Raw genomic sequence first — 14,023 nt, 5'->3', positions numbered from 1 at the left:
CACAATATAATCTTTGGTTTCTTGCGATAATCTTTTTCTTGTTTGCTTTTCCATTTTCGACACGTCCTTTTTGTTCCTTCATCATAAGTCTCTCTTAAGTTCGTGTCCATTTTTTATACTAACAGCCCTTTGAACTCCATTTAGAGCGGATCCCCCTTCCTTAGGAGCGCTTTAACTCCATTTAGAGCGGGTTCTCCTTCCTTAGGAGCGCTTTGAACTTCATTTAGAGCGGATATCTTGAGCACTTTAGACCCCATAAGAAACAAAAAGGACCCAGAATAATTCTGGATCCATGGACACTTATTGCTTCTATTTGATTTTTAACTGGTATAGTTTACACTTCTTCTTAATCTATAGCAAAACAGAATAGTCTGTTTCACCTTTAGGCTTAAGATTTATGAAGCTTCAACCTTCAACAGTTGTGGCGGACTTTCCTGAGATTCTTGGTCTTTGGGTGTTTGACTATTACTACTCATTCTGCATCCTCCCCATCAGATTAGATTAATAAGTGGTTCCTCTCTTATTATGAGCCTTCTTCTATTTTTTATACATGCTTTAGCTTTTTTCTGCAAAGACTTGTTGGGCTATCGTTAAAGCATTTTGCACTCTTGGAAAACCGATGTAGGGTGCTAATTGTAAAAGTGCCTCGACCACTTCTGTCTGTGTCAAGCCTGCATGTAATCCACGCTGAATATGCGTTTTGGTTTGTGGTGCAGCACCTTGTGTAACTACCGCTGTTATCACGACGAGTGCTCGACTCTTTGCATCCAGCCCAGGCCGTGCATAGACATCACCGTAAGCAAATTCAATAATCATTTTGCGTAAATCGGGTGCGATATCGGCTAATGCATCAGATTTAATCATCCGTGCTGCTTCTTCCTCTGTCACATATTGTTTAATTGTTTCGAGCCCCTTTGTAAAACGTTCATTCATTTCTTCATCCCTCCTACATTTACTTATACAAAAACCCCAATTCCGCGTCTCCAGAATTGGGGATTGTCCTTCACATATGTAAGGTTCTCTTCTTCACGTCACCCTCTGGCTCAGTGAAAAAGGATAAAGGTTTTCATAGTGCCTCACAGGACAGCTTTAATGAATATCTATGCAAAAAGTCACAAGGACATGCACGCAAAAATTAAATGGCTACAAGACAGGCTTTCGCTTTTTCAATTTGGATTTTTACTTGTTCAAAGCCAGTACCACCTAAGGAATGGCGGCGGCGAACAGCAGCTTCTGGCGCTAGTACATCATAAATATCCGCTTCAATTAACGTACTTTCTTGCTGCATTTCTTCCAATGGCAAGTCTAATAAATAAATACCCTTTTGAATACATGTAAAGACAAGCTTACCAGTCACCTCATGTGCCTCACGGAATGGCATCCCCTTTGTAGCAAGGTAATCTGCTAGCTCCGTTGCATTTGAAAAATCAGCGTGAACAGCCTGATGTAAGCGTTCCGTGTTGACAGTCATTGTACGAATCATACCTTCAAAGATTTTAAGTGAACCAAGAATCGTATGAACAGTGTCGAACATACCCTCTTTGTCCTCCTGCATATCTTTGTTATACGTTAATGGTGTGCCCTTTAACACCGTTAATAGGCCCATTAGATTCCCATAAACACGCCCTGTTTTACCACGAATAAGCTCTGCCATATCTGGGTTTTTCTTTTGTGGCATAATCGAAGAACCTGTTGAGAAGGCATCATCCAGTTCGATAAATTTAAATTCATCTGTAGACCAGATAATAATTTCCTCAGCAAAGCGTGATAAATGTGCCATAAGTAAGGAGGAATGACTTAAAAATTCCACGATAAAATCACGATCACTTACCGCATCCATGGAGTTTGCATAAACCTCGCTAAAACCTAATAGCTCTGCTGATTTTAAACGGTCAATCGGGAAAGTTGTCCCTGCCATTGCCCCAGCACCTAAAGGTAAAATATCAATACGTTTTATGGATTCTGTAAAACGTTGTTTATCACGCTCTAGCATCCAAAAATAAGCCATTAAATGGTGTGCAAAGGATATTGGCTGTGCACGTTGTAGATGCGTATAACCTGGTGCAATCGTTTCAATATGCTCTTGTGCTTTGTCTAGAAGCGTTTGTTGGAACGTCACAATTAAATCAATTGCTTCCTGCACACGCTTTTTCAAGAAAAGATGCATATCCGTTGCTACTTGGTCATTTCGGCTACGTCCTGTATGTAGTTTGCCACCGACAGGACCTATTAAATCAATTAACTTTTTTTCTAAATTTAAGTGTATATCTTCATTGGCAACGCTAAATTCAAGCTCACCCGCAATTGCCTTATCTTTTAATTGGGCAAGACCACCTAGTATGGCCTCTACATCAGCTGCTGGTAAAATTCCTGTGGCACCAAGCATTGTGACATGTGCAACACTACCTTCAAGGTCCTCTAGCACAAGTTGCTGGTCAAAGCCAATGGATGCGCCAAATTCGTCTACCCATGCTTCTGCTGATTTTTGGAAACGTCCACCCCAAAGTTTTGTCATGTCAGCTCACCTTTTCCTCGATTACTTATCAAAAGGTGTAGTATAAGCACAAATGCCTCACCACACCTTGCTTGTTCAACATTACTTTTTATTCACAGATGAGTTCACTACAGTTGGTAGACCCCATAACTCGATAAAGCCTACAGCGGAAGCGTGATTGAATTGATCTTCCTTCGAGTATGTTGCTAGCTTTTCACTGTATAATGAATTTGGTGATTTACGTCCTTCTACAATCGCATGCCCTTTAAATAGTTTCACACGTACTGTACCATTCACATATTGTTGTGTTTGGGCAAGGAATGCTTCAAGAGCATCACGTAATGGTGAGAACCATAGACCGTCGTAAATTAATTCGGATAGTTTTTTCTCGATTACTGGCTTGAAGTGTGCTAATTCTTTTACAAGCGTTAAGTCCTCAAGCTCTTTATGCGCTGTTAACAGCACTTTTGCACCTGGAATTTCATAAACCTCACGAGATTTTATACCAACTAAACGATTTTCAACGTGATCGATACGTCCTACTCCATGAGCACCTGCTACTGCATTTAATTCTTGAATTAAATCAGCAAGCTTCATTTCTTTTCCGTTTAATGCTACTGGTTTACCAGCTACAAACTCGATTTCCACATACTCTGCTTCATTCGGTGCATTTTCAACAGAAACAGTTAAGCCGTAAGCTTCCTCTGGTGGCGACACCCATGGGTCTTCCATGATGCCAGCTTCATTCGCACGGCCCCATAGGTTTTGGTCGATTGAGAATGGTGAATCCAATGTTGCAGGAATCGGTACATTATGCTTCATTGCATATTCGATTTCCTCATCACGGCTCCAGCCCCACTCACGTACTGGTGCTAATACCTCTAAGTCTGGATTTAATGCTTTTATCGATACTTCAAAACGAACTTGGTCATTCCCTTTACCTGTGCAACCGTGCGCAACAGCATCTGCGCCTACTTGATTCGCAATCTCTACTAGTTTTTTCGAGATAAGTGGGCGGGAAAGCGCTGATACTAATGGATACTTTTGCTCATACCAAGTATGTGCTTGTAAAGAAATTAGTGCATACCCTTCAGCAAATTCGTCTTTCGCATCCACCATATAAGATTCAATCGCTCCTACTTGAAGCGCTTTATTTTTTACGAATTCAAGATCTTTTCCTTCGCCAACGTCAAGACATACTGCAATTACGTCCCAACCTTGTTCTTTTAACCATGGAATTGCTACCGAAGTATCAAGTCCACCTGAATAAGCTAATACTACTTTTTTATTTGCCATTAAAAATGCGCCTCCATTGCTCTATCGATATGTATGTTTATACATTCATTTAAAAGTTTATACACGAATAGTATCATGTTATAAAAATAAATACAAGTGTATTTTTATAAATTCATAGACTTTTATTCTTATTGTCAAAAGTAAGTCGTTCCTTGTATAAGGTTGACAAGAAATCCATGGCAATTCACTCGAAAAAACGTTTTTTTACTATCTATATAAATGTATACTATATAAATTTAGCAACGGACGAAAAAAAGAATCCATTATAAAAACTGGATTCTTTCTAGTTCTTGGCAGATTATATCCTATACAATACTTTTTTAGGATTAATCAAAATAAGTAGAACGGCCACCGCCGAATATAAAATGGCATTATACATGATTAAATCAATTAGGTTTCCGTTGATGGAACCGATAAAAAAATTAAAGAGCTGATGAATAATAATAGGAATCATTAAATTCTGATTGATCGTATAAAATACTGTCATGATGATGGTCGTAGCTATAATCGATAGCATAAAGAAGAAGCTATATTTGACCAAATCTATTCCCATAAACCCTGTTGTAAGCCATATCGGTAAATGCCACATTCCCCACCAAAAGCCTATGATAATAGAAGCTATTAATGGCGAATACTTCTTTTGAAGCTCCAGCAGTGCAAAACCCCTCCATCCTAACTCCTCGCCTAATGGTCCTGACAAAAGCGTTTTAACAAAATAAAAACTGAGCATGCCCCATGAAGACAGCGTAAAAATAGAGGTTTCTTCATAATTATTCATGATATGAAACAAAATCATGAGAAAGATAGCTGTTTGTATCATCACGATTAAAACAATTACTGAAAGTGACAATTTGTTTTTGAATTTTTGTTTGACAAAGTGTATAAAACGTTGCTCAGGATAGATTCTTGGAAAAAGTAGCGCAAAGGCAAAGGTGGATGACCAAGCCGATAGACAGCGTACGATATCAAATAGCCAAGTCGGATAGCCTAATCTTGGGATAGATAAAAATCAATACAATATCAGAACACAAAAGTAGTTTTCATAAAACAGGAAATATTTTCAATGCAATACTTTCAGTACGCTAGAAACACAATAATCGAAGTAGTGAGTAAATTAAAGATAACTTATATATGGTTGCCATAAAGAAATCATAGTTTTAATATTAAAAAAAGGAACGGGAGGTATTTTATGTCAAAATTAAAAAATATTAGTATTTTATTTTTTCTTTTAGTGGCTTTTAGTGTATTAAATCTATCAAGCCACACGCAAGCAGCGGAATGGAGTGGCGGATTTGTATCGGGGCACTTAACTTGGGGTGTTGGCTCTGGCTCATCTTCAATAGCAACTACTGCAGCTAGCCAGTGGAACGGAGCTTCCTCGAAAGCTTCTTATACATATTCTAGCGGGTCAAATCAATATGGCTCTACTGCACAAGTAGTAACACATTTTAATTCTATTAACGCACCGTTATCTGGGGATTTAGGGGTTATGTATCCCTACAAGACATGGACTGGTACATCTGCAACTTCTGCAACTTTATCTGATACTTGGGTAAAAGCAATGGTTTATCAATATAAAACTACTCTTTTAGATACAGATACTAAGCGAACTGCTACAGCTACACATGAAATGGGACATGCTTTGAGTATGGCTCACCCGCCGGGAGAATCAACACTTTCTATTATGGTACAAGGTGTTAAAACGGATTATTCTATACAACTATATGATAGACTTAGTTTACAGCAGAAATGGGGTAAATAAGAATGAAAAAATTAAAAACTCTAAGTATAATTTTATTCTTTTCTGTGTTCTTTATAGTGGGATTTAATTATATAAATTCTAGTAATAAACCAATAGATATTCCATTACAAGGTAGCCATGAGGTTTTTGAATACAATGAAATAGTTGATATTGCTGATGTAATTGCATTAGTTCAAGTGAAAGATGAATTATCTGAGAGTAATAGTACAGTAGTTTATGAAGAAAACTCTCCTTCAATTATGTATCATTATGCAACAAGAGAAGTTGAAGTACTTGAGTACTATAAAAATGATTTAGATTTAGGTTCAAATATTAAATTTAATGAGTCAGCAGCTATTACTGCACAAAATGAATATCTTCATGTAGAGGAATATACTGCTTTACAAAAAGGAGAAAAATATATCGTATATTTATCAAAAAATAATGGCTTAAATGAATTAAGTATAATTAGTAGAAATAACGGAAAGATAAATTTAGATAATTTTTCCGAAAATGAATTCCTTGATGTTGCTGTTAAAAGCATTCTAACAATTGAAGGTTTTGAAATAACAGAAAAAGCTGAAGTTAAATTTGATATTCCAGAAGCTAAAATCCAGGCAATACCAAAGGTAAATAAATTAACAAATAATTATATCGACATACCTATAAATTATTATTTTGATGAAAAGAGTAACTTATATTATATAGATATCGATGGACTTAATTTATCAATTAGTAATACAAAATTAATTAATTAATTAATTAATTAATTTCTTCTTTAAAATTTAAAAACAAGGTCATCAGTATAATGATGACCTTGTTTTCACTTAATAAAATCATATTTCGAATAAATTTTGTTGTTTATTTGTTTTCATCCATAGGAGGCGTAAAATGAAGAAATATTTAATCTTATATTTTATTACTATACTATCAATATCGTTAATTAGTGGATGTTCAAGCAATAAAAATGAAACTATTAAAATTTATGAATCTGTAGATTTTTCTGAAATTAAAAAGGATTCCATGAAGAAAATTACAGAATTAGAAGATATAGAACTTTTTTCAACTGCTTTTAATAGTGCAAGTAAAAACCAAGGTATCAAAGATATGGCTAGTCCTAACTATAAAGTTAAACTAGGTAAGAAAACATTTTATCTTTGGATTAATAATGATTCTGGTGTAATAATGGATGCCAGTGATACACATACAACCTATAGTATTAATGAAAATTTAGTTAAAGATATTAATGAAGTAATAAATAATTTGTATATGAATAAGGAATAAAATAGTTCATGAAATGAGTTCACAGTGTTTTAGCTGTGTTACTGACTGCAGTATGTATAAACATTCTTTATTTCAAACTACATTTACGTCGAAATAGCAAAAAATCGAACATGTGGGTAATATGCTGGGACTTCGAAGTTTATTAATATAGTGGCATACTTAGCACTTTATTAAAATCTATATCCTTTTGATTGTAAAGAAACACATAGAGGATCAAATATTTATGCAATGTCTCTGGAGTTAAAAAGGAGATCTTATTATGGGACATTAGGACAGCCTGAACGTTTTGGTGTAAAAATAATTCTATGTGTAATTCAACCAGCTCCCTCAAGTAGATCGAGCGCAGGAGCAATGATAGACGATGTAGAGGATCTTGAGGTCGTGGCACTTCATCTGGTGGGACAAGTACATAATCTAATTGGGGTAGTGCTAGAAAAATACGGAGTTACAATGTCACGAAATATACACGATTTCATGTACACTGAATGGTAAGCCATATTCGCGTAAATATAGATGTATCAAGTGTTTGCGTTTCCTACATATAAAGCTATATAGCTAATATTCAGCCACGAAACGTTAATTTCACAACATTCGTGGCCTTTTGATGTTTTTCCCACCCTCTTTTACAAGCTGGAGCTTTTTATAAGCTATCTCCTCTAATACTTCTTGTTCCTTTTCTCCTAACAATGATTGGATGCCCTCTATACTCTTGCCTTTTCTCAATTCCTGAATCTTTTTGATTTCAAAATCAATTTCTCTATAAAAATTGATTGTTGTGATATCGTATATATCAAAATGATTGTATGTTCTATACCCATTTTCACTATTTTGCTGGGGCTTTACTAATCCCTTTTCTTCATAAAATTTTAAGGTATCTCTAGAAACTCCTAAAAATTTTGCAACTTGACCAATTGTATACATCTAAGTCTCCTTTTCAACTCTTCCTCTTTACTACTATAGCTATAAATATATGTAAATATGAAAAAACCGTAGACATGCACGTGAAGCATGTTTACAGTTTCAAATATTGTTATTTCTTATGGAAAAATGATTTGCCTAACCATTCAATGGTTGCAGGGGCTAATGCATACAATTTACTTGATAATCCCATAATTCTAGGTAGATTAATTTCACGAACAGGACGATCAATCGTTTTCACTGTCTCTTGAGCTACTTCCTCCGCTGACAATAAAAAGCGCCCTAAGGATTCTCGGTAGCCACTTGTATCATTGGCTTTATCTAAAAATGGTGTATCAATGGGACCAGGATGGATGGCTGTCACTTTTACATTGTACGGAGCCAATTCCATACGCAACCCATTAGTAAAACCGACAATAGCATGTTTCGTCGCAGCATAGACACTCGCTTTTGGTGTGGCCACCTTCCCAGCCTGAGAACCAATGAATATTAAATGGCCCTGTTTGCGCTCTATCATCTTAGAGGCTAATCGTTTGGCAAGATAAATCGGTACACTAACATTTAATTCGATCATTTGCGCAATATCCTCATCCTGTAAAGCAGGGGCTACAGCAAACTTCCCTACACCTGCTGAAAGAATCGCTACATCAATCGGTGGTAGCTGCGCACAAACATCATCAAGTGTATGTAGATTGGTTAAATCCGCTTGGATCACTTGAGCACCTAAACGCTCTAGCACCTTTAGTGCAACAGCATTGCGACCTGTGGCATAAACGGTATGCCCTTGAGCTACTAGTAATTCAGTTATTTTTAAGCCAACCCCACTTGTAGCTCCTGTCACAAAGATCGTTTTGTTAGAATGTTTCATGTATAAACCTACTTCCTTTGAAATAAATAGATACCTGCTCCTGTCTTCGTTGACGTAATATACTCATTGGACTCTAGATAATCTAAATGACCAAGTGTTTTAGATAAAGTTAAACCAAGCTGATGCTGGAAGATAGCCGGATACAAGCGCTTTGTTACTTGGACAACTGTTAATTGATCATCGCCTAATAATTCAAAAACCTTCAGTGATTGTTGGTGCTGTCGCTCTAATCGTTTATCAATCAACGAAGGAATATCCTCTAGCTCTGCTCCATGCCCTGTATGCATCATTTTGACAGGTAATTGACGCAGAATTTCAAGGGATGCATTATATTGTAATAAAGATTTTGTACGTCCTACGGTACGATCCAATGGTGGCTCTATTAATGGATTGGGCGTTATTTTTTCAAGCAATAAATCTCCCCCAATCACATGATGAGTTTTTTCATCCCAAAAAATGAAATGACTTTGTGCGTGACCTAATGTTTCGATTGCCTTTAATCCTGGATGCCCAGGCACTTCATCTCCATCTGCCAAAATTTGCGTTAATGGCCGTTCCCCTACAAGCTCCAATTCACGACGAACATGGACACTTTTTGCAATATATTCTTGTGGTACCCCATGCTCCAATAAACGTTCACTGTAAAATTGTTCATGATAGCGTAAAAAGTCTTCATCATGACGAAGCCATTTGTCATTATAGGCATGCCCTAAAATTTCTGCATGTGGAAAAGCATCGACCCATCCCGCATGATCTGGATGATGATGGGTTAACACAACCTGTTCAATATCTTGCATGTCAAAGCCTGCTGCTCGAATCCCCCATTTTAAAGCATCATAGGCTTCCATTGTTTTTGGTCCAACATCAAAAATGCTAAGTGCATCGCCTTTTACAATAAATGCATTGACATCTCCTACTGCATAGGGTGTTGGTATTTCTATTTTGTATATAGACAAAGTTGTCTCCCCCTTTTCACGCACTTGTGAATACTGATTCATTCTATTTTACAAGTTTTTTCTGTTTTCGTCATCCTCCTGTTGACAGGTTGCCTATTCCTCACTATAATTTTGAATAATCTAATTATTTATGTGCGTTGAAGAAGACGAGTACGTAACTGGTGAAGGTGTTAGAGAGTGTTACATTTGCTGAGAGTAACATCACCCACTCCCATTACCGAACCTACTTCTGAGCAGTTATGCAAACATAACCGTTTCCCTTGCGATAAGAGGGCTAAGAGTTGTGCCAACAATTGGCAAACAAAGGTGGTACCGCGGAAACGAGAGCGTTTTCGTCCTTCTAGATAAGGACGAGAGCGCTTTTTTATTTTGAACTGGAGGTTTTGTTCATGAAAAAAATTTTATTTATCGGTGCAGGCTCAATGGCGGAAGCATTGATGCAAGGCTGGATTAAACAAAAGGTGTTCACACCACAGGAAATTTATGTCACCAATCGCTCTGACAAGGAACGCTTACATTTCTTACATGAAACATATGGTGTCCATTGTATGTTTGATCATGCGATTTTTCAACAGGCAGATCTGATTATCTTAGCGATGAAGCCGAAAGATGCTATTGCTGCAATGTGTGATTTAAAGCCTAAACTTACAGCGAGCACTGCTGTACTATCTATTTTAGCAGGCATTGCAATTGATACGATTACAGAATTTTTAGGGAGTCGCCCAGTAGCAAGGGTGATGCCGAATACTTCCGCTACAATCGGTATGTCAGCAAGTGGCATTGCATTCAATAACGAGGTGTCTGCAGACCAGCGTCTCCTTTTCCTCCAGTTATTAGAGGCTGTTGGCTCCGTTATTGAAGTCGATGAGGATCAGTTACATGCTGTAACAGCCCTTTCAGGTAGTGGCCCTGCCTATATCTATTATTTAATGGAAGCTTTTGAACGAGTAGGGACGAAGGTAGGCTTATCGAAAGATACAGTGCGCTTACTGATGACTCAAACACTTGCGGGGACAGCTGAGATGCTCAAGCAGTCATTAGATGAACCAGATGTCTTACGCAAAAAGGTGACGAGTCCAGGGGGCACGACGGAGGCAGGTATACAGGCATTAGAGCAATATCAATTTAATGAAGCGATCGAAGCCTGCATTAAAGAAGCGGAGGCACGATCTCGCTCACTTGCAAATGGGTAGCATTATGTGCAAAATAGAGTGTATCACTAGGAATTAGGAGGCTTTATTTTGAGTAAATTATTCGAACCCTATACATTGCAATCTATCACCTTAAAAAACCGTGTTGTGATGGCCCCTATGTGCATGTACTCAGCACAAGACGATGGCATGGTAACACCCTTTCATTTCGTCCATTATGCAACACGTGCTGCTGGTCAAGTAGGCTTAATCATTTTAGAAGCTACTGGTGTTGTGCCAGAAGGTCGTATCTCAAATAAGGATTTAGGGATTTGGGATGATGCACATATTGAAGGATTAAGTCAATTAGTTGAAGGGATGAAAGCGTACGGCACTAAAACAGGCATCCAGCTTGCACATGCTGGTCGCAAAGCAACAGTAGATGGCGAAATTTTTGCTCCATCAGCTATTGCCTTTAGCTCAGACTATAAAACGCCAACAGAAATGACAGAAGAGGACATTCACTATGTCATCGAGGCATTTAAACAAGCAGCTGTGCGTGCCGCAAAGGCTGGCTTTGATGTACTAGAAATTCATGGCGCACATGGCTATTTAATTAGCGAGTTTTTATCACCTGCTACGAATAAACGTCAAGACCAATATGGGGGCTCACAGGAAAATCGATATCGCATTCTACGTCAAGTCATCGATGCTGTTCGCAGTGTATGGAACGGACCTTTATTGGTACGTGTCTCTGCGGAAGATTATGCGGAAGATGGTACAACAATGGATGACTTTATTGTTTTTAGCCGCTGGATGAAATCTCAAGGTGTTGATTTAGTTGATGTATCAACAGGGGGCGTTGTACCAGCAGCCATCAATGTCTTTCCAGGCTATCAGGTACCACATGCAGAAGCAATTAAGCATGGGGCCGATATTCCTACTGGTGCTGTTGGTCTTATTACAACAGCCATTCAAGCCGAAGAGATACTCCAAAATAAGCGTGCAGATTTAATATTCTTAGCGCGTGTTTTATTACGAGATCCTTACTGGGCACTACATGCAGCAAAAGAGCTAAGAGAAGACGTGCAACCTCCTGTACAATACGTTCGTGGTTGGTAAATTCATTTCCATCAAAAAACAGCTTGTGATCCAGCAAGCTGTTTTTTTTCATTAGAATAATGGATTTTGTTTTAATTCTTCATCAATAGCCTGTACCAATGTCTCCACGTCATCTGCTGTCACGACTTCTCCATTTACTATTGCAAAAATACCTTGCTCACAGATTTCACAATGGGATGTACAACCAGATTCCTCTATCTCAATATCATCCCGCTCTACTAATACATCGTACGCATCTGCCGCACCAAGTGATAAATTAGTGATACAAAACTCCACTCTATTTTTTAGCTGCTGTGGTTCCTTCTTTTTTTTAAAAAGAGAAAATACCATGTTTATTGACCTCCTACTCTCTAAAAATAATCATACCACAATTCCAAAAACTTCATGAAAACTGTAGGGTTAAGCAAAATAACTTTCATAAAATATTATTAATCTTTAACATAAGTTTTTCTTATAAAATTAATGTACAGCCATTAAACGAAAATGACTGCCCTGAAAAAAAGGCAGTCACAAACTTATCATTCAATACCTTCAAGTACTATTTTCCCAATGGTTTTTCCGCTTTCAAGAATTGAGTGTGCCTTTCTCATATTTTCTGCATTAATTGGAAATAAGATTTTAGAAATTGTAGTTTTTATAATATTGCTATCAACTAAAATAGCTATTCTATTTAATAATTTATGTTGTTCAATCAAATCTTCAGTCTGATACATAGATCGTGTAAACATAAACTCCCACACAAATGTAGCGCTTTTATTTTTAAGTAATGTCAAATTAATAGGCTCGTCTGTTTCTACTATAGAACAAATTGTTCCTTGTGGAGCGATAGCCTCTGCCATTTTGGTCCAATATGCTTGTGTCGAATTCAAACATAAAATATAATCTACTGCTTCAAAACCGATTTTTTTAAGCTGTGGAATAAATTCCTCATAGTGATTTATTATATAGTCTGCACCTAGGTCAGTTGCCCAATCGCGTGATTCTTGCCTAGAAGCTGTACCGATAACCGTTAGCCCAGCCCACTTAGCTAGTTGGATTGCGACAGAACCTACTCCCCCGGCTGCACCAATAATTAATATTGTTTTATTGTTATTTTCGTTTGAAAAACTACTAACTTTCATTCTATCAAATATGGACTCATACGCAGTGATTGAAGTCAATGGCAATGCAGCAGCTTCTGCAAAGTTTAAAGATTTCGGCTTATGACCAACAATTCTTTCATCAACAAGGTGAAATTCACTATTACAACCTTGACGTGTTATATCGCCTGCATAATATACCTCATCACCTGGTTTAAACAATGTACATAATGGACCAACCTCTTCAACAATGCCTGCCACATCCCACCCTAAAATCTTAGGAATGTCCTCAAACTTTTCTTTGGGTGATCTTACTTTATAATCTACAGGATTTACTGAAACGGCCTTTACCTTAATTAATAAATCCCTATCTTTGACACTTGGCTTTACAATTTGTAAATCTACTAAACTCTCTGGATGATCAACAGGTAAGTAGTGATGTAAACCTACAGCTTTCATTTTTTCCATAATTAAAATTGCTCCTTTTACCTTTATATTTTATTTCCTTATGTCAGCTATAATAATATGATGATATATTTTATGTAAGTACGCACATTTTTGTTGTATAGTATCAATTTTTATACTAAATAAATAATCTGGAGGAATTTTAATGACAGATAGCAATCAAATTAACCCTTATTCAGCTTGTCCTGATGCCTATGGGTGTCCCGTTGAAGCAACACTTGCAGTAATTGGTGGTAAATGGAAAGGTGTTATTTTATATCATCTTATGTCAGGAACGAAGCGTTTCAATGAATTTAGACGTTTAATGCCCGATATTACTCAAAGAATGTTAACGTTACAACTCCGTGAATTAGAGAAGGATGGAATAATCCATAGAGAAATCTTTAAAGAAGTACCACCCAAAGTAGAATATTCACTAACTGAATTCGGTCGAACACTTGAACCAATCATAAAACTTATGAGAGATTGGGGAGAGCAGTATAATTTAAAAAAATAATATTTTCTTTGAGTAAAATAAATATTAAAAACAACCAGGTCTCTTATGTGATATGCTCCCTATTAGGTAGACAGATGAAAAAATAAAATCTGTTTATCTAAGGGGAGTATTTTTTATGGGGCGAAGCAAACATTCACTCGAGTTGAAACTATATATCCTTCAATTGTTCGAAGA

General features: G+C 37.0%; 13 protein-coding genes, 2 pseudogenes and 1 other annotated feature. Of the genes and pseudogenes, 6 read left to right on the top strand and 9 right to left on the bottom strand.

Annotated elements, in window-relative coordinates:
- Positions 1-555: 555 nt before the first annotated feature.
- The 4 genes and pseudogenes from RCJ95_RS23515 to RCJ95_RS23500 all read right to left on the bottom strand — a co-directional run.
- Entirely contained in the window at positions 556-933 is a 378-nt protein-coding gene (locus tag RCJ95_RS23515) for a carboxymuconolactone decarboxylase family protein (RefSeq protein ID WP_221680248.1), read from the bottom strand.
- A gap of 202 nt (positions 934-1,135) precedes the next feature.
- Positions 1,136-2,515 (bottom strand): argininosuccinate lyase, encoded by a 1,380-nt coding sequence (argH, locus tag RCJ95_RS23510; protein ID WP_320939233.1) that lies wholly within the window; start codon positions 2,513-2,515, stop codon positions 1,136-1,138.
- Between the two features lie 81 nt (positions 2,516-2,596).
- The gene (locus RCJ95_RS23505; RefSeq protein WP_004231366.1) at positions 2,597-3,790 is read right to left on the bottom strand and encodes an argininosuccinate synthase; all 1,194 of its coding nucleotides are present in this window, start codon (positions 3,788-3,790) and stop codon (positions 2,597-2,599) included.
- A 298-nt stretch (positions 3,791-4,088) separates the two neighbouring features.
- Positions 4,089-4,793, bottom strand: a pseudogene (locus RCJ95_RS23500) (CPBP family intramembrane glutamic endopeptidase); the annotation flags it as partial.
- A gap of 186 nt (positions 4,794-4,979) precedes the next feature.
- Here RCJ95_RS23500 and RCJ95_RS23495 point away from each other — a divergent pair.
- From RCJ95_RS23495 to RCJ95_RS23485, 3 genes are all read left to right on the top strand, one after another.
- Positions 4,980-5,552, top strand: coding sequence for a hypothetical protein (locus tag RCJ95_RS23495; protein ID WP_221680246.1), 573 nt, complete (start codon positions 4,980-4,982; stop codon positions 5,550-5,552).
- Positions 5,553-5,554: 2 nt separating this feature from the next.
- Positions 5,555-6,289, top strand: coding sequence for a hypothetical protein (locus tag RCJ95_RS23490; protein WP_312129116.1), 735 nt, complete (start codon positions 5,555-5,557; stop codon positions 6,287-6,289).
- Between the two features lie 133 nt (positions 6,290-6,422).
- On the top strand, positions 6,423-6,815 hold the full coding sequence (locus tag RCJ95_RS23485) for a hypothetical protein (RefSeq protein ID WP_257522455.1): 393 nt from the start codon (positions 6,423-6,425) through the stop codon (positions 6,813-6,815).
- A gap of 621 nt (positions 6,816-7,436) precedes the next feature.
- Here the strand turns inward: RCJ95_RS23485 and RCJ95_RS23480 are convergent.
- From RCJ95_RS23480 to RCJ95_RS23470, 3 genes and pseudogenes are all read right to left on the bottom strand, one after another.
- Positions 7,437-7,736 (bottom strand): annotated as a pseudogene (locus RCJ95_RS23480) (MerR family transcriptional regulator); the annotation flags it as partial.
- A 109-nt stretch (positions 7,737-7,845) separates the two neighbouring features.
- On the bottom strand, positions 7,846-8,601 hold the full coding sequence (locus RCJ95_RS23475; RefSeq protein WP_274769456.1) for an SDR family NAD(P)-dependent oxidoreductase: 756 nt from the start codon (positions 8,599-8,601) through the stop codon (positions 7,846-7,848).
- A gap of 8 nt (positions 8,602-8,609) precedes the next feature.
- A complete protein-coding gene (locus RCJ95_RS23470; RefSeq protein WP_274769457.1) occupies positions 8,610-9,599 on the bottom strand; it encodes an MBL fold metallo-hydrolase in 990 nt (329 codons plus the stop codon).
- An 86-nt stretch (positions 9,600-9,685) separates the two neighbouring features.
- Positions 9,686-9,900 (top strand) — a binding site (T-box leader).
- Between the two features lie 46 nt (positions 9,901-9,946).
- Here RCJ95_RS23470 and proC point away from each other — a divergent pair.
- Complete coding sequence (proC, locus tag RCJ95_RS23465) at positions 9,947-10,750, top strand: pyrroline-5-carboxylate reductase (protein ID WP_369578978.1); 804 nt, start codon at positions 9,947-9,949, stop codon at positions 10,748-10,750.
- A gap of 48 nt (positions 10,751-10,798) precedes the next feature.
- Complete coding sequence (gene namA, locus RCJ95_RS23460) at positions 10,799-11,809, top strand: NADPH dehydrogenase NamA (RefSeq protein ID WP_446722825.1); 1,011 nt, start codon at positions 10,799-10,801, stop codon at positions 11,807-11,809.
- Between the two features lie 51 nt (positions 11,810-11,860).
- Here namA and RCJ95_RS23455 read toward each other — a convergent pair whose 3' ends face one another.
- Both RCJ95_RS23455 and RCJ95_RS23450 read right to left on the bottom strand, forming a co-directional pair.
- Positions 11,861-12,139 (bottom strand): DUF1450 domain-containing protein, encoded by a 279-nt coding sequence (locus RCJ95_RS23455; RefSeq protein ID WP_221680239.1) that lies wholly within the window; start codon positions 12,137-12,139, stop codon positions 11,861-11,863.
- A 188-nt stretch (positions 12,140-12,327) separates the two neighbouring features.
- Positions 12,328-13,356 (bottom strand): zinc-binding alcohol dehydrogenase family protein, encoded by a 1,029-nt coding sequence (locus RCJ95_RS23450; RefSeq protein ID WP_439778278.1) that lies wholly within the window; start codon positions 13,354-13,356, stop codon positions 12,328-12,330.
- 142 nt (positions 13,357-13,498) lie between these two features.
- Between RCJ95_RS23450 and RCJ95_RS23445 the strand changes: the two genes are divergently transcribed.
- The gene (locus RCJ95_RS23445; protein ID WP_008174966.1) at positions 13,499-13,849 is read left to right on the top strand and encodes a winged helix-turn-helix transcriptional regulator; all 351 of its coding nucleotides are present in this window, start codon (positions 13,499-13,501) and stop codon (positions 13,847-13,849) included.
- Positions 13,850-14,023: the final 174 nt, after the last annotated feature.

Source organism: Lysinibacillus sp. BSL11, assembly GCF_052928325.1.
Note: the sequence above shows the minus strand (reverse complement) of the source record. Positions and strands in the feature narration are given on the sequence as shown.